The following is a 17,165-nucleotide window of genomic DNA, read 5'->3' as shown; positions in this document are numbered from 1 at the left end:
ATATGCAAGAAAATAGGCCAAAACCCTTTTCTAAAGAGCGTACAAAAGCCACGATCTCTAAAATTGTTTTCTTTTATAGTGTCTTTTTTGTAGTGATGAAAATTATCGCGGTGTTTAATGGTTATCCTATAAAGGCTTCGTTAATATTGAGTATTCCTTTTTTACTCTTGGCACTTTGGGGACTTTTTCAGGTAAAAAAAAATACGTATAGTTGGTTTTATGTAGTTTTAGGAATACTTATAGTTTCGGCAATGCGATATTATGAAGTGATGATTTATGATTATTTAATGAGTTGATTACTTTTCCTTAGGGATGTAATACATTAATTTAGTTTCACCATCTACAAATTCTTTTATATTGTACTTTTCTTTCCTTCTTTGATAAATTTGTTCATAATCCCTTATAACCAAAGGGTCTGGAACTACATTGGTAGAAAATTTCACTTCATTGGTCAATGTATCTTTAATATTAGCAATAATTAAAATATAGTGCTCTACATAACCAATATTTTTAGAACTGTCGTATTCAAAATTTAAGTACGCCGATTTGTTGGGTTTAATGGGACGATTGTAATCATCTATAGTAATACAAGCACAGCCTGCTTGTACATCTCTTATAACTAAAGGGTAATTGCCGGTATTGGTAAACTTATAGCTTACCTTAAGGGTGTCTCCACGAACTACTGGATAATAGCGCCTCACGGGATCTTCAATACTCATTGAGGTAATGGGCATCGCTTTTTGAACTCTTTCAGAGAAATAATCACAACTCATTAAAGTGTATATCAAAAATAAAAATAATAGGTAGGGAAGTAGTTTCATTTTAATTAATTATAATTTCATCACAAGCGATTGCATTTTTACTTTTTTTATTTTTTGGCCGTATAAATGTTAGCGTGAAATCTCCATCAATTTTATTAAAATCTAAAGGGATTTCTATTGTTTTCTTTTCTTTTTTTAGAGAAGGCTTGATAGTAACTTTATTTTCCTGACCATTATTCTGGAGGATTATTTCTGTAGGAAAATAGATTTGATGTTTAGGGTCATTTAATAAACCCACTTTAATTTGGTTTGTTTTTTTATAAATTTCTTGATGAGGAACTTGAATTTTCAAATTCTCAACAGTACAGATTAGCCAATTGGTGTTGTAATCTAGAAACCCATAAGTTCCATTATTTAGTATTTTGATATTTGAATAGGCTTCATCTAATTGCGAAATGGATTTTAATTTTTGATGAATAAAATAATTGGTCTTATCATTTTCGATTATTTCTTTTTTCCACAGATGAATATAATCTGAAATTTTATCATTTGGTTCATCATAATAATCTATGCCAGTATTTTTAGCGAGTAGTGCCAAATTTTCAAGTAGTTTCTTAGTTTCAGGTAAAACTTGAATTTCAAAATCTTTAAAAATAGCGTAACCATTAGGTTGCATACCTAAATACCGCATTTGTTCCAACTTTAAAAAGGTAGCTGAAAGTAACAATGCTTGGAGATTGAAATTATTTTCTTCTAAGGAAGAAGCTTTTTCTAATTGCTTATAAAATTCATTAAACCTCTTAAAATCAATATATTTTTTTATGGCTTCTCCAATACCACTATAGATTCCCATCGGTTTTTTAGATTCAGCAAAATCATCTTGAATGGCTAAATAATAATTACAAATGAATTGATTAGTGTCGGAAGGAAATCTTTTTTCCACTTCATCAGAAATAATTTCATTTAAATCTGAATCTACTTTCATAAGAAGCCTGGCAATGCTGCCGGCTTTTACTCCTTGTAAAGCAGAATAGGTTTCGCTACCATTTATAAAAATTCCGGTAATACCGTTTTCTTTTAGAAATTTTAAATTCTCCTGAAGTACTTTTAGGTTAGGGTAAAAATCGAAGTAATCATCATAATTTAAGGCGTATTCCCAAGCGAAAATTTCATTTACCTTTTCTTTCCAATTTTTAAGCTGGTTCTTTAATTCATCAGCTTCTGGAAAATCTCGATAGGGTTTGCCTTTTTGATATTCAATGGTACTAAAAAAAACACCTACATTTTTGGGTTGTTGTTTCTTAGGTGGGGTTTTTACACTAATGTAAGCAGTGGTGAAAAATTCTTGATTAGGGAATTTTTCGGCCAATTCTCCCAATAAATTAAATAATGCCGGACTAGCATCGGTTTGGGTATTTCCCGCTGCTTTGCATTTATCACATTGACACACCAAACCATTATCATTAGGGTTAATCATATAATAATCATATGATTTTTTCCTGTCCTTGATATTTTTAATGATGATTTCTTTTAATTCTTCACTTGAAAAACAGAATTGCTCTTTATTTCTATCATTATCTATTAACGCATAAACAGGTGAATCTTGCGGAATATAAAATGGAATCCATTTGGGTAAGTTATGTCCCCAGAGTCCCCAAGTTTCATCTAAGGGCGTATTTTTATATTCAGCTTTAAATTCTTCAGTATTAGTAACCATTGGAAAATAGGTATCCCTATATTTAAAACTGAATTCTGTTTTATTTTGTGCTGAAGAATAATTCATAGTAAAACAACAAAAACAGCATACGAAAACAAGCTGACAGTATGTGAATTTTACTTGTTCCATATTAGAATTTAATTTCACATAGCATGGTAAGCTGATATTGATTTTGAAAATAATCTTCACTGATCTTATAATTGTACCAGTTACCGTAAAAACCAAAAGCAACATTTTTATTGACCGGCCATTGATAGCCTGCTCCTACCATTGTATGTACAAAATCGAAAAAGGTATCGTATTGAAAAGCTAATTTTTGATCGTAAGGTGCTGTACCTACAGAAGCTATAAGTTGAACAAACCGCCTATTCTCTATACTATATTTAGATCTTACCACCAAGTTGGTATAGTTATCGTCAAAGTCTGTTAGGTATTGGAATCTTGCATTTAACCAAAAATTATTTACTGTGGTAGATGCCCCCACTATACCGGTTACTAAGTTTCTGCTATCTTGTAAACGATCGTAACGAGCTCCTAATTCTACCTCCCAATTATTTTCTAGGTTCTTGAATATGGAAGCTTGTAAACGATGTTTAGGGAAGTATTTGGTTCCCAAAAAATAACTGGCCTTTCCATAAACGGTAGGACTAAAAGTATGTTGCCAATCAATAGTTAATTGAACACCGGCACCTCTATCTCTTGCTACATAATTGGCTCCAATCCCATAAGCGTTATTGGTGTAGAATTTGGTGTAATGTAAAGTAGCCATTCTGTTTACGAAAAGAGTGGAGTCTGAATCAAATCGCATGTAGCTTGCATCAATTTGATTATCGTAAGTTTTGTTGGTTAAATATTCTATATGCCTTTTCCATTCTTTTGCTTCTGCGGGATCGGGTTTGTAATATTTTTGGTAATAGAGGGCAGAATCAAATTCTTTAAGGTTCTCATAAACTTTTCCTTTGGCAACTTTTAGGTTATCTAACCAAGGATGTGATTTGATTTTTCCATTTAAGTAGGTTAAAGCTCTTAAGTTTTCTCCTGCTTTTTTATAAGCACTAACAAGTTCGGTAACGGCCGGATTATCTTTAGGCATATAATCTACAGATTTGGTAAAATCTGCATATGCTGCTGTATAAAGACTTACCCTTTTTTTATACATACCTCTTTTGTAGTAAGCAATAGCTATAGCTTTTTTTATGTCCATATCGTATGGATTCCTTTCGTAAAAAGGTTCCAACAATGCAATGGTCCAATCTGTTTTATAGTCTAATAAATAAGCATCTGCGAGTTTTAAAGCTATCTCTTTATCATTTGGATAAGCTTCTATGGCTTTTTCCCCTAAATCAATTGCTTTTTTCTTATGTTCCATAGCTAGCGCAGCATTCATGCTATAAAGGTATAGTGATTTACTGGGGTGTTGCTCTATTAATTCGTCTACTTTCTCTAAAGCTTGGGCGTATTCTTCATTCTTCATCAAATCATTTACGTACATAGATAATTGATAAAGGTGAATGTCTTCATATTTTTCAGAGTCAGGATAGTCTTTTGTGAGGTTTCTTGTGATTTCCAGTCCTTCGGGATAACGTTGGGTTTTAAAGTAAATATTACTTTTATTGAGTTGGTAATCGGAATTATCAGGGAAGCTTTCAATTAAAAAAATGGCATACTCCATAGCTTTGTCATACTTTTCTTGTTGCATGGCAATATTATAGAGTTGTTCGTTAGCCAAGATTTCCCATTCTGGTTCGGTTCTTAATAATAAAAATGCAGATTTGGCTTCATAAAGTTGACCTTGCTCTAAATAACTTTTAGCTTTTTCAAATTTATTTAATTGGTATAGGTACTGAAGTTCTTCATCTTCTGGGTAATAAGAATAAAGTTCCTCTAAGGTTTTATTGTATTTATTTTCATCTTCCAATTCTTTATACAATGCTAATTTTTTGCTGAGTAAATCTTTGGAGGTTGGTGTTCTTTTTAAACCTTTATTTATATAGTACTCAGCATCTGTATAATATCCTTTTGCTAAAGCTGTTTTTATGATGTAGTTTAGTGCTTCCCTATTAGCAGGGTTTTCTGCATATATTCTTTTGTAGATAAGGTAAGGATCGGTATTTTCATAATAATTGGCAGCCCGCGTTTGAAGGTACGTATTTAGCTCACTATACTCATTTAATTTTAAATGTTGCTTTTTATCATCAAGTAAGGTCATGGCATTATTATATTGACCTAATTCTTCCATGAGACCAATATTTTTCCTGATTATTTGAGGATCTTGAGGGAATTTTTTGAGCGCGATGGATGCATAATTTAAAGCTGCAGTTTTATCTCCTTTATTTTCTAGCTCATTTTTAATAAGCATTAAATAAGCTTCCTTATTATCGGGATCTTCTTCTAAAATAGATTCATAGATATTTTTAATTTTATCATAATCTTCAGAATTTTTTATATCCCTACCTTCCTCTTCAAGCATATAGATGTAATCTCTTTGTATGTCGTGGTCTTCCGGGAAAATTTGTTTTATTCTTTTTAGCTCTCGTAAGGCTTCTACCTCGTTGCCCATTTCCTTATAGAGGTTCATTTTTTTTATCCACAAGCCTTTTTCGTAGGGTGTTTGTTCAAGCATTTCGTTAACATAACAAATCGCTGAAGAATAACGTTTGGTTTGATGCTCAACATTTAACAAATAGAGTAGGGCGGTATAATTTTGCAAACGTGCGTCTGCTGCTTTACGTAGGATGTATCTGGCTTTATCGTATTGCTTAAGTTCTAAATAGCATTTACCTAAATATTCTTGAATATCAATATCTTTTGGGGCTTTTTTATGGGCAAGTTTTATCGCTTCTAAGGCTTTTACATAATTGCCTCGATTTTGTCCCCAATCTTTAGCTATATCGTATAGACTGTCTGATGAGGTTTTTATTTTTTGAGCATTTACTTCTAAAGTAGCCAATAAAATAAATACCGGTAGTATGAATTTAAGTATTTGAATTTTTTTTTTCATTTATAAAAGATATACTATACTTTAAAATAAAAGCTATTCTATGATTCAACTCCTTTTCTTGTCATGGTTCCCCAAGCTAATTCTCGAGACGATAGAAATTTAAAATAACCTGTTATCCCGAAAAAAGTAATCATTGGATGATACAAAAAAGGTTCCAAAAATGCTACGAGTATGAGTTTTAGTACTTCAGAAAAGTTTCTATAATATTTAAAAGTAATGTTGTCCCAAATGACTACTAAAATTGAAATCATGACTGCAAAACTATAGGAGTATAGAAAAACCAATCCTGCTAAATCCCAGTTTATTTTCCCGAAAAGGATTAAATAAATAATAGAAATAACACCACAAACTTCAATGATAGGAGCTAAAAATTCAAACACAAAAGCATAGGGGAAAACAATGAGTCCCATTCTTTTAAACTTTGGGTTGAATAATATTTTACGGTGAACTACAAATAATTGAATTAATCCGGCAGCCCATCTAGTGCGCTGTGTAGATAAAATTTTGGCATTGGGAGGGCCTTCTGTCCAACAACAAGATAAGGGAATATAACCTATCTTGTATTTTAATTTATTATTAATCATATAGCTGACCATTCGAGTAATAAGGTCCATATCTTCTGCGTGTGACCTTCCATCATAACCACCAGATCTAATTGCTACATCTTTATCAAACATTCCTAAACCTCCAGAAACATTGGGTACGCAGTTAACAAGTGACCATCCCATCTTACTTAATAAATAGGCGCGAATGTATTCAAGTTCTTGAAATCTTGGGATAAGATCTCTAGGAGGCCTAACCCTTGTTATTCTTCCTTTTTTTACTTCACAACTATTAACCATCCTTAAAGTAGCACCCACGGCAATTACTTTTTTCTTTTCAACAAGAACGGGTTTAATCATTTTTAATAGAGTATTCCTTGCAAGAATACAATCTACATCTGTACATAAAAAGTAAGGGAATACAGAAGCATTAATACCTGCATTGGAAGCATCTGCTTTGGTGCCACCATTTTCTTTATCTACAATGGTAAGTTTATCAAACTCTGGATTGGTAGATTTAAAAATACGTTTAAAAGGTTTTGTTTTAATTCTTTCTATGTAAGCATAAGGTACTTCTACCAATTCGAATTCTTCGATAAGCTTTTCTAAAGTTTTATCTTTACTCCCATCATTAACAATTACTACTTCAAACAAAGGATATTCTAAAGTAAGTAAAGAGTGAACGTTGGTAATAATTGTTTTTTCTTCATTGTAAGCTGGAGCGACTACCGATATTCCGGGAGCTATGTCAGAATTATATAAAGTCTCGTCGTCTAGATTAGAATTATAACTTTTGTATTTTATAATAGAAATAATAGAGAAAATCGCGAGCATTAAATAGCTGGCGATGAGAATAGTACTGTAAAAGAAAATAAAGTACTCAAAAAAATATTCTCCAGCCATAAAGGTATTTAGTTTATTTGAATTTAATTAATTGGGTTTCTATATGATTAAATATAGTCTTATCAAAACCGGTTTGTCCAGACTTTAAATCTTCAAAAAGATTGTATTTAGCTTTATAGTTATAGGTAACCAATGCAATTTCTTTTTTTAAATGAACACTTTTGGCATCTTCATAAGCTCTTCGTAAGAAATCAACAGCATTTCCTGTATTCATATCACCAATACTTTCTATAATTGCTAATTGGCATTCCTCATGTTCTGTAAAAAAATGATTCATTAAATACTCTTCGTATTCTATTGCTTTAATTTTCCCTAAACTCTTATAGCTTTCCTTCCTAACTTTATAGTTGGTATGTTTTAGTTTGTTGAATAATATTTCTTTGGTATCTTCTTGTTTGAAATTACCAGCTGCTTTAATTAAAAATATAATCAAAGAAATATTATCAGAATAATTAATCCATTTCCCCAAATTATTTAATTGATTCTTTTCTTTATGGATTTTTAGAAGCTTCATTAAGTTAATTTCATCCCAGTAACTTAAGTCACCTTTAATTTCATCTAAAAAACGGTAAGGATCGTTCGTGCTTAAATGAAGATGAGAAAATCTTGCTTCACGCCTTAGTTCTTTATTTTTACTGTAGGCCAAAGGAATAACTTTAGCATCCAGTTCCTTTAAGTCCAATAATTGTAATTTTTGTAATGTTTTTACTTTCGTACTGTTTTTAGAAAAATTCAATTTCTTTTCTAAATAATTATCAAACTCTAGGGCATCTACAATTTTCGAATACCTATCAGATTTTTTCTTAGACCTGAACTTTATTTCCAATAAAATATCTATGGCCAAGGTTATATTTTCACGGTTAAGTTTCTTTACTATTTTAACATAATCATTTTCAATCTCAGATTCTGTATAAATTCTATCACCAAAAAGTATTTCTTTAAATAGGTTTTTAATTTGTGGCTTTAGTTTTTCCTGATGCTTAGAGAATTTTTTATAATAGTACCTCATCATGCTGAGGTAAATAAACAATGTTATGATAAGACTCGAACTAAATAAAATTGAAATTACTACTATTTGGGTAATAGGAGCAAATGTCCTTATTTCATAGTATAGATTAACAAAAAAATCAAAAATTTCCATTTTAAAATATTAAATACATTTATAATAAAGTATTGGTTCTTAAGTAAATTGTGTGTTAATAAGATATAGGTGACATTTAAGTAATATTCATGTTAAATGACCAAGACAAATCTCTACAAAAATTAATTATATATCAAAAAATATCGATAAACAGGTGTTTAATATTGATTAAGTGTATTATTTTTTAGATATGGTAGAGTTAACTTACTTAAAATATGTCATTATATCTAAATTTAGAAGTTTATAGTCATTATTATAACTACTATGTGTAAGGTTTTGTTTTTTGTATCAAGTTTAAATCATGTTGCCTAATTCACGTTACTTTCTTTAATACTTTTTATCTTTGCCATCATTTTAAAAATTAATATGAGAACAAAGTCTTTAAAGAAGAATAAGATTAATGTAGTTACTTTAGGTTGTAGTAAGAATATTTACGATTCTGAAGTATTGATGGGACAGCTAAAAGCTAATAACAAAGAAGTTGTTCATGAGCAGGAGGGTAATGTAGTGGTGATTAATACCTGTGGCTTTATTGATAATGCGAAAGAACAGTCGGTAAATACCATTTTAGACTTTGTTCAGCAAAAAGAAGAAGGTTTGGTTGATAAGGTTTTTGTGACCGGTTGTTTATCTGAGCGTTATAAACCCGATTTACAAAACGAAATCCCTAATGTTGATCAGTATTTTGGAACTACTGAATTGCCTTCTTTACTAAAAGCACTGGGAGCTGATTATAAACATGAACTTATTGGGGAGCGCTTAACAACCACACCTAAAAATTATGCCTTTTTGAAAATTGCTGAAGGCTGTGATCGTCCATGTTCATTTTGTGCTATCCCATTAATGCGTGGTGGACACAAATCTACCCCTATTGAAAACTTGGTAAAGGAAGCTGAAAATTTAGCCAAGGAAGGCGTAAAGGAGTTAATCCTTATTGCTCAGGATTTAACCTATTACGGTTTAGACTTATACAAAAAACGTGCATTAGCCGATTTACTGAAAGAGTTAGTGAAAGTAGAAGGGATTGAATGGATAAGATTACATTACGCTTTTCCTACAGGTTTCCCTTTAGATGTATTAGAGGTTATTAATAATGAACCAAAAGTTTGTAACTATTTAGATATTCCACTTCAGCATATTTCAGACGATTTATTAAAATCAATGCGTCGCGGAACCACCCATAAAAAGACAACCGATCTTATTTATAAATTCAGAGAGATTGTTCCTCAAATGGCTATTAGAACTACGCTAATTGTAGGTTATCCCGGAGAAACCGAAGCTCATTTTCAAGAATTAAAAGAGTGGGTGAAAGAAATGCGTTTTGAGCGTTTAGGTTGTTTTACCTATTCTCATGAAGAGAATACGCATGCTTACAATTTAGAAGATGATGTTCCTGAAGAAGTAAAGCAAGAGCGAGCTAATGAAATTATGGAAATTCAATCACAAATTTCGTGGGAGCTTAATCAGCAGAAAATAGGGAAAACCTTTAAATGTGTGATCGACCGTAAAGAGGGAAATTATTTTATAGGAAGAACCGAATTTGATTCACCCGATGTAGATAACGAAGTATTGATTGATGCCGAAAAATTCTATCTGAAAACCGGAGAATTTGCCAATATTAAAATTAATGAAGCCGCAGATTTCGATTTGCATGGGGAACCAATAGTTGAATAATAAGCTTTTCATAATAATGAAAATAAAAATAGCCGGTTTAAACAAACCGGCTATTTTTATTTATATTATTAAATATGGTTAAAACTTATAGGTGAAATTTGCAGTTAAGTTTCTACCAATTTGAGGGTTTACCGTAGACCAACCGGTATAATACTCTTTATCTGCAAGGTTGTTTAATTTTAAAGTAATACCAAACTTGTCTGTTTTATAGAATAAAGATGCATCTAAGGTAGTATATGAATCAATGGTGAATGTTCCTGCTAGATTGCGATTGAAAATTAAGTTTTCTCCTACGTGATTTCCGCCAAAACCTAAACCAAACCCTTCTAAAGAACCTTGCATCACTTGATAAGTTGCCCAAATGTTAGCTAGGTTTTTTGGACCTGCGCTTTCTGGTCTTTTACCTTCAAAGTCTGCTGCACCTTTTTCTAGTTTACTATCATTATAGCTATAACCGGCATTAATATTTAACCCATCAACAGGATTGGCAGTTAAATAAGCTTCAAAACCTTTACTGTATTGCTCTCCTCCTTGATTATACACGCCAACACCAGTTTGTACAACTATATTTTTTACTTGAATATCATAGTAAGATAAAGTAGCTGATAGCTTACGATTTATAAGGTTTAATTTTGTTCCTACTTCAAGTTGCTCGGCGTGCTCAGGATCAAATTCTAATGTTCGGCTAATACCTTCGTTATCCATTCCTACTACCGGATCTACATTGGAGAAACCGTTCATGTAATTAGCAAAAAGGGAAACTTTATTTAAAATAGGTTGATAAACTAAACCAAATTTTGGTGAAAGTGCGGTTTGGCTATTCTCATCACTTTCAAATTGGTCTATTCGTAAACTCGCCATTACAGAAAGTTCTGGGAGAATATTTAAAACATCTGAAACATATGCACTATAAGTTTCTTGCTTTACTTTGGTAGGAGTCACCGGACTTGAAGAAAGCAAATCGTCTATACCATTCTCAGATAATATTCCGGTATCATAATTAGAGATGTAAGCGCTTTCATTAGAATTTCCATACACAGCATTATTAATATTGGCTTGGCTAGCATTACCAATATAGATGAGCCCATTAGAAACATAATCACTGCTACTATTTCTTACTTCGCGTTGTAAATAATCCAACCCTGCAACTACACGATTTCTCATATTACCGATTTTAAAGTCACCAATAAAATTTTGTTGAATATCTGTAGCTAAGGATGTAGAGTTTTGATGATTCATCAGTCGGCTAAAAACTACTCCTTCATCAAGCAAAACCCCATTTACAGGATATCCATTTTCTTCATCAGTAGTAGAGAAATTAGAGGTGGTTTCATATAAATATGAATATAATCCATTAGATTTACTTACACTTCTAGATATAGCAGTTTGTGAAGTCCATTCATTAGAGATTTTATAATTCATTTGTCCTTGTAAACTATAAGTCGGGTTTTCTATAGTAATGTCATCTGATGTGTAAGATTTTTTATTATCGTAAGCAAATTCATCCATGTTATGTACAGCTAATTCATGACCTCTGTCAAAAAATAACATGGTTGGATTGGTGCTTTCCCCATTATAAAATTCGGTATTTATCAAGAAAGAAAGTTTGTCGTTAACTTTATAGGATAAAGATGGAGCTATATAAAAAGACTTTCTAAATCCGGCATCCTGAAAACTATTCTGAGTGTGGTAAGCAGTATTTACTCTTAATGCGACTCCTTCTTTTAAAGGAGCGTTAATATCTGCGGTAATCCTATTTAATCCATAACTTCCGGTAGTATAAGAAACATTTCCTCCAAAAGAATTATAAGGCTGTTTAGTAACTATATTTATTAGACCTCCATAAGAAATAAGACTACTTCCATATAAGGTTCCGGAAGGGCCTTTCATAATTTCTATACGTTCTATATTGGCAGGATCAGGGCTGCCGTTAGTTAATGCAGGTAATCCATTGGTTAAACTGGGCTGAACCGCAAAACCACGAATCGAATAATAACCGGCTCCATCATTTCCACGTCCGGTAGATTCCCATAACTTATAAATACCTGGTGCATTTTTTAATGCATCATCAAAATTGGTGATTACTTGACTTTCCATTAATTCTGAAGTAATCGTATTGTAAACTTGAGGGTTCTCTATATCTTTTAAAGGAAGTTTAGAAACATAAAAACTTTTTTCGCGGGAAAACTTATTTACTTTGTTTCCTTCTATTAAAACGGTTTGCAGTGATTCTTCGTTGTGAGATAGTACTATATTTCCCAGTTCAAGCTCTTCATTATAATTAACACTAATTTCTTGGGTATAATTCTGAAATCCTACATAAGAAACTTTTAAACTGTAAGGCCCTGTGGGAACATTCAATAATTGAAAATCACCCTCTTCATTCGTTACATTTCCAAACTTCGTGTTTATTAAAGTAACATTGGCCCCTAGAACTGGGTTGTGATTAGCATCTATTACTTTTCCAGTAATTTTACTGTTTCCAGTTTGAGCATTTACAGAAAAAACACTAATACCAATAATTAGTAATGAGAACAAAAATCTATTCATTTTTCTTTTATTTAGATTGAATACAATTAAATTTTGAGCAAAAATAGTAGGCATGAATTTAATGGCAAAATTTATTTAGATTAATTATATATAAAATTTAAACGAAAGTTTGGTTATAAGTCTTTAACTAAAAATTAGCAGATAAAATAAGCACTTAACGTATCTTTGCCATTTTAAGAGAATTTAATTTATGGCCGACTGTATTTCTTACCGAAACACGAATTATTTTTCAGAATTACTATTAGATTACTTAGAAGAAAAAGAAAATCTTCGTGAATTTTACAGTCAGTTCCCGCTACTAGAAAATTTCAAAAAGCAAGTTGAAACCAAACAAAATTCTTTCACTTTAGAACATCGAAAAGTATTGGTTAAATCACTTCAATTGCAATATGAGAATGTTGAAGTCTCTGAAGCAACTCAAGAAAATATCCAATCTTTAACAGAAGAAAATACTTTTACCGTAACCACCGGACACCAATTAAACTTATTTACTGGACCTTTATATTTTCTCTATAAAATTATTTCAGCCATTAACTTAGCTAAAGAATTAAAGGAAACCTATCCTGAATACAATTTTGTGCCTATTTATTGGATGGCTTCCGAAGATCACGATTTTGAAGAAATTAATTACTTCAATTTTAAAAAAGAAAAAATAAAATGGGATAGTACGCAAACCGGAGCAGTAGGAGAGTTTTCTACTGAAGGTTTAGAAGAAGTCTTGACTCAATTTCGAGAACAATTAAGTAATTCTGATGCTGCCGAAGAGCTTATTCAGCTATTTCAAGAAGCTTATCTCACCCATCAAAATCTTACCGAAGCTACCAGATACATCGCCAATCAACTCTTTTTAGATGATGGATTGGTAATTGTAGATGGCAACGATGCTCAGTTAAAAACACTTTTTAAGCCATTTGTAAAAGAAGAATTACTCCAACAAACCTCTTCTGAAAAAGTAACTTCTTCTGCAGATAAATTAGCTGCTAAAGGCTATAAAGTTCAAGTAAACCCAAGGGAGATAAATCTTTTTTATTTAGCTGAAGGAATTCGCGAACGCATCATTAAGGAAGAAGAGGTGTATATCGTTCATGAAACCGATTTACGTTTTACTGAAGCTGAAATTTTAGAAGAATTAGAAAACCATCCCGAGCGTTTTTCACCCAATGTTATTATGCGACCGTTATATCAAGAAGCAATTCTTCCTAATTTATGTTATATCGGTGGCGGAGGAGAATTAGCCTATTGGTTTGAGTTGAAAGCTTATTTTGAAAGTCAGCAAATTCCGTTTCCTATTTTATTATTGCGTAATTCTGCCTTGTTGGTTTCAGAAAAACAAAAAAAGAAACTCGGCAACCTAGACGTTTTGATGGAGGATTTATTTTTAAAACAATCCGATTTAAGAACCAAAAGAACACAGGAAATATCGAATATAGAAATCGATTTTAGTCCGCAAAAAAAGCATTTAGAACAGCAGTTTAAAAATTTATATCAATTAGCAGAAAAAACCGATAAATCTTTTATCGGAGCAGTTGCAGCACAGGAACAAAAACAAATCAATGGACTTGACCATCTGGAAAAACGTTTGTTGAAAGCTCAAAAAAGAAAGTTGAAAGACGAATTAGAGCGATTAACCAATCTGCAAGATCAATTGTTTCCGAAGCAAAGTCTGCAAGAACGCAATAGAAATTTTAGTGAGTTTTATGAAGTTTATGGGAAAGGACTTATTCAGCAATTAAAACAAGAACTAAAACCCCTTCAACAAGAATTTTCTATCATCTATTTATAAAATTAATTGTCACCTCGAGCTTGTCAGCCAAAAGGAAAGGGGAGTCGAGAGGTCTCATTGTTAAACGAATAAAATGAAAAGCATGCACTCCATAGATATCGATACCGTTGAAATGACGCTAGATATCATGAAATACGCTATTAATAGAATTTCGAATACTTCACCAGAAATGGGTTCGCCCAAGCAAGAACAAGATTTGATGGATTTGGTGGGAGAAACTGTAACCAAAGAAGGGATAGGTGGGGAAAAAGCTTTCGAACTTTTTAAAGATGTTTTGGTAAAAGCAACCGTTCCCGTAGATCATCCGCGACATTTAGCGTTTGTTCCGGCCGCACCAACCAGAGCTGCCATTTTATTTGATTTGGTGACCTCGGCAGCGAGTATTCATGGAGCTTATTGGATGACCGGTGCTGGCGGAATTTTCTGTGAAAATCAAGCGATGAAATGGTTAGTGCAACTTACCGGATTGCCCGAAGGTGCTTTTGGTGTGTTTACCAGCGGCGGAACTTCAGCCAACCTTTCCGCAATGATTGCTGCACGGGAAGCTTGGCGTGATAAAAATGAAGAAAATAAAGCTTATAAGGCCTTGTTAATTACTTCTAATGGAGCACATTCTTCTGTAAAATCAATGGCAAAAGTAATTGATGCCGATATTATTTTGGTTGACGATGATGAGGAAGATAAATTAAACGGAAAATGGCTTCAGCAAAAAATAGACGGTTTGAGTGAAATTGACCGTAAGCGTTTATTTGCCGTTGTAGCCACCGGAGGAACTACCAATGCCGGAATTATCGACGATTTAGAAAGTGTAGCCGATGTTTGTGAGCAAGAAGACTTATGGTTTCACGTAGATGCAGCTTATGGCGGTGGTGCGTTAGCGGCTCCTTCTGTAAGGCATTTATTCAACGGAATAGAAAGAGCAGATAGCATCACTATCGACCCACATAAATGGATGTTTTCTCCTTACGATTGTGGAGCGGTGATTTATAAAAATATGGAATTGGCTAGAAATGCACATTCGCAAAAAGGAGCTTATCTCGATATTTTTAAAGATAAAGGTGCGCAAGGTTTTAATCCGGCCGATTATCAAATTCAATTGACGAGAAGATTAAGAGGTTTGCCGCTTTGGTTTTCATTGGCGATGCACGGAACAGAGAAATATACCCAAGCTATTGAACGTGGACTTTCTTTAGCACTTAATGCGGCAAAACAAATTGAAGCAGCTAAACATTTAGAATTAGTACGAGCACCAAGCCTGTCTTGTGTATTGTTTAAAAGGATTGGTTGGGATGCCGAAGATTATAGAGATTGGACGTATAAAAACCACCAATCAGGTTTTGCTTTGGTAACGCCTACCAAATGGACCAAACCTGCAAGCCAAACAGGAGGCAAGGAAAAAGTAGAAACCATTTCCCGTTTCTGTTTTATAAATCCAGATACAACTGAAGAAGATATCGCAGAGATTCTAGCTTCGATGGAATAAAAATCAAAACCCAATTAACTTTAATAAATTAATCTAAGATTCAATTTGAATTTTACCTCAAATTCTTACTTTTGCCTATGCAAAATAACGTACTTATATTAGATTTCGGTTCACAGTATACGCAGCTTATCGCGCGAAGAGTTAGGGAACTAAATATTTACTGTGAAATCCATCCGTTTAACAAACTACCGGAAAATTTAGAAGAGTTTAAAGCCGTGATACTATCGGGAAGTCCATTTTCTGTAAGAGCAGAAGATGCGCCACATCCAGATTTATCCAAAATCAGGGGCAAAGTTCCCATGTTGGCCGTTTGTTACGGTGCGCAATACTTGGCTCATTTTCATGGAGGAAAAGTAGAACCTTCTAAAACCCGAGAATATGGTAGGGCAAATCTTTCAGTAATAAAAGATAAAGAATTATTGTTTGATGAGATTACAGAAAATTCTCAAGTATGGATGTCTCATAGTGATACCATAAAAGAATTACCTGAAAATGGGGTTCGTTTAGCAAGTACACATGATGTTTTAAACGCCGCTTATCGAATTGATGGAGAAGAAACCTTTGCTATTCAATTTCATCCGGAAGTTTATCATTCTACAGATGGAAAGCAATTACTGGAGAATTTCTTAGTGAAAATTTCTGGTGTTGAACAAGAATGGACACCGGAAGCTTTTGTAGATATGACCGTAGAAGATCTTAAAAAGCAAATAGGTAACGATAAAGTGGTCTTAGGCTTAAGTGGTGGAGTAGATAGTACAGTTGCAGCCGTTTTGTTAAATAAAGCTATTGGCGATAATCTTTATTGTATATTCGTAAATAACGGGCTTTTACGCAAGAATGAGTTTGAAAGCGTATTGCACCAATATAAAGATATGGGCCTTAACGTGAAAGGAGTTGATTCTTCGGCACGTTTCTTGGATGCCCTTCAAGGTATTAGCGACCCGGAAGAAAAAAGAAAAACCATTGGTCGTGTGTTCATTGAAGTTTTTGATGATGAAGCTCATTTACTTACCGATGTAAAGTTTCTAGCACAAGGAACTATTTATCCTGATGTAATTGAATCAATTTCTGTAAACGGTCCTTCAGCAACCATTAAATCACATCATAATGTTGGAGGATTACCCGATTTTATGAAGCTGAAAGTGGTGGAGCCTTTACGCATGTTATTTAAAGATGAAGTACGTCGCGTAGGAGCCGAAATGGGAATTGATCCTGAATTATTAGGAAGACACCCTTTTCCCGGTCCTGGTTTGGCAATTAGAATTCTAGGTGATATTACTGCTGAAAAAGTAAGGATTTTACAAGAAGTAGATCACGTTTTTATTCAAGGTCTAAAAGACTGGAAACTTTACGATAAAGTTTGGCAAGCCGGAGCCATTTTACTTCCGGTAAGTTCTGTTGGGGTAATGGGAGATGAGCGAACTTATGAAAAAGTGGTAGCCCTTCGTGCCGTTGAATCGACCGACGGAATGACGGCAGACTGGGTAAACTTACCTTACGACTTTTTACAGAAAACTTCTAATACCATTATAAACCGAGTTAAAGGCGTTAATAGAGTAGTGTACGATATTAGCTCTAAACCACCCGCTACTATTGAGTGGGAATAATTT

General features: G+C 33.1%; 11 protein-coding genes. 5 read left to right on the top strand and 6 right to left on the bottom strand.

From position 1 onward, the window contains the following. Positions 1 to 2 precede the first annotated feature (2 nt). Positions 3 to 296: a hypothetical protein gene (locus tag FVB9532_RS05915; protein ID WP_150544287.1), complete on the top strand. Its 294-nt coding sequence runs from the start codon at positions 3 to 5 to the stop codon at positions 294 to 296. Here the strand turns inward: FVB9532_RS05915 and FVB9532_RS05910 are convergent, their stop codons facing one another. The 5 genes from FVB9532_RS05910 to FVB9532_RS05890 all read right to left on the bottom strand — a co-directional run bounded on the left by FVB9532_RS05910 (position 297) and on the right by FVB9532_RS05890 (position 7,933). Next, positions 297 to 821 (bottom strand): DUF1573 domain-containing protein, encoded by a 525-nt coding sequence (locus FVB9532_RS05910; protein WP_150544286.1) that lies wholly within the window; start codon positions 819 to 821, stop codon positions 297 to 299. A 1-nt stretch (position 822) separates the two neighbouring features. Continuing rightward, entirely contained in the window at positions 823 to 2,544 is a 1,722-nt protein-coding gene (locus tag FVB9532_RS05905; RefSeq protein ID WP_194716494.1) for a DUF4838 domain-containing protein, read from the bottom strand. Positions 2,545 to 2,608: 64 nt separating this feature from the next. Beyond that, positions 2,609 to 5,479, bottom strand: coding sequence for a tetratricopeptide repeat protein (locus FVB9532_RS05900; RefSeq protein WP_150544284.1), 2,871 nt, complete (start codon positions 5,477 to 5,479; stop codon positions 2,609 to 2,611). A gap of 38 nt (positions 5,480 to 5,517) precedes the next feature. After that, entirely contained in the window at positions 5,518 to 6,924 is a 1,407-nt protein-coding gene (locus FVB9532_RS05895; RefSeq protein WP_150544283.1) for a glycosyltransferase family 2 protein, read from the bottom strand. A 13-nt stretch (positions 6,925 to 6,937) separates the two neighbouring features. Next, complete coding sequence (locus FVB9532_RS05890; RefSeq protein WP_150544282.1) at positions 6,938 to 7,933, bottom strand: HEAT repeat domain-containing protein; 996 nt, start codon at positions 7,931 to 7,933, stop codon at positions 6,938 to 6,940. A gap of 498 nt (positions 7,934 to 8,431) precedes the next feature. Here FVB9532_RS05890 and rimO point away from each other — a divergent pair, with 498 nt between their 5' ends. Then, positions 8,432 to 9,739, top strand: coding sequence for a 30S ribosomal protein S12 methylthiotransferase RimO (gene rimO, locus FVB9532_RS05885; protein ID WP_150544281.1), 1,308 nt, complete (start codon positions 8,432 to 8,434; stop codon positions 9,737 to 9,739). A gap of 78 nt (positions 9,740 to 9,817) precedes the next feature. On the opposite strand, the gene FVB9532_RS05880 is transcribed toward rimO, so the two are convergent. Next, positions 9,818 to 12,289, bottom strand: a complete 2,472-nt coding sequence (locus FVB9532_RS05880) for a TonB-dependent receptor (RefSeq protein ID WP_150544280.1) — start codon at positions 12,287 to 12,289, stop codon at positions 9,818 to 9,820. Between the two features lie 190 nt (positions 12,290 to 12,479). Here FVB9532_RS05880 and bshC point away from each other — a divergent pair, with 190 nt between their 5' ends. The 3 genes from bshC (at position 12,480) to guaA (ending at position 17,162) form a co-directional block, all read left to right on the top strand. Then, positions 12,480 to 14,072 carry a bacillithiol biosynthesis cysteine-adding enzyme BshC gene (gene bshC / locus FVB9532_RS05875; protein WP_150544279.1) on the top strand — a complete coding sequence of 531 codons (1,593 nt, stop codon included), beginning with the start codon at positions 12,480 to 12,482 and terminating at the stop codon, positions 14,070 to 14,072. Positions 14,073 to 14,145: 73 nt separating this feature from the next. Continuing rightward, the gene (locus FVB9532_RS05870) at positions 14,146 to 15,555 is read left to right on the top strand and encodes a pyridoxal phosphate-dependent decarboxylase family protein (RefSeq protein ID WP_150544278.1); all 1,410 of its coding nucleotides are present in this window, start codon (positions 14,146 to 14,148) and stop codon (positions 15,553 to 15,555) included. Positions 15,556 to 15,632: 77 nt separating this feature from the next. Further along, positions 15,633 to 17,162, top strand: a complete 1,530-nt coding sequence (guaA, locus tag FVB9532_RS05865) for a glutamine-hydrolyzing GMP synthase (RefSeq protein ID WP_150544277.1) — start codon at positions 15,633 to 15,635, stop codon at positions 17,160 to 17,162. Positions 17,163 to 17,165: the final 3 nt, after the last annotated feature.

This window comes from Mesonia oceanica (assembly GCF_902499555.1).
Taxonomy (GTDB): domain Bacteria; phylum Bacteroidota; class Bacteroidia; order Flavobacteriales; family Flavobacteriaceae; genus Mesonia; species Mesonia oceanica.
Note: the sequence above shows the minus strand (reverse complement) of the source record. Positions and strands in the feature narration are given on the sequence as shown.

Excerpts from the sequence above, each read along its gene's own strand:
- FVB9532_RS05895 (WP_150544283.1), bottom strand. The coding sequence starts at position 6,924 with ATGGCTGGAGAATATTTTTTTGAGTACTTTATTTTCTTTTACAGTACT.
- FVB9532_RS05880 (WP_150544280.1), bottom strand. The coding sequence starts at position 12,289 with ATGAATAGATTTTTGTTCTCATTACTAATTATTGGTATTAGTGTTTTT.
- bshC (WP_150544279.1), top strand. The coding sequence starts at position 12,480 with ATGGCCGACTGTATTTCTTACCGAAACACGAATTATTTTTCAGAATTA.
- FVB9532_RS05890 (WP_150544282.1), bottom strand. The coding sequence starts at position 7,933 with ATGAGGTACTATTATAAAAAATTCTCTAAGCATCAGGAAAAACTAAAG.
- guaA (WP_150544277.1), top strand. The coding sequence starts at position 15,633 with ATGCAAAATAACGTACTTATATTAGATTTCGGTTCACAGTATACGCAG.
- FVB9532_RS05910 (WP_150544286.1), bottom strand. The coding sequence starts at position 821 with ATGAAACTACTTCCCTACCTATTATTTTTATTTTTGATATACACTTTA.
- FVB9532_RS05870 (WP_150544278.1), top strand. The coding sequence starts at position 14,146 with ATGAAAAGCATGCACTCCATAGATATCGATACCGTTGAAATGACGCTA.
- rimO (WP_150544281.1), top strand. The coding sequence starts at position 8,432 with ATGAGAACAAAGTCTTTAAAGAAGAATAAGATTAATGTAGTTACTTTA.
- FVB9532_RS05915 (WP_150544287.1), top strand. The coding sequence starts at position 3 with ATGCAAGAAAATAGGCCAAAACCCTTTTCTAAAGAGCGTACAAAAGCC.
- FVB9532_RS05905 (WP_194716494.1), bottom strand. The coding sequence starts at position 2,544 with ATGAATTATTCTTCAGCACAAAATAAAACAGAATTCAGTTTTAAATAT.
- FVB9532_RS05900 (WP_150544284.1), bottom strand. The coding sequence starts at position 5,479 with ATGAAAAAAAAAATTCAAATACTTAAATTCATACTACCGGTATTTATT.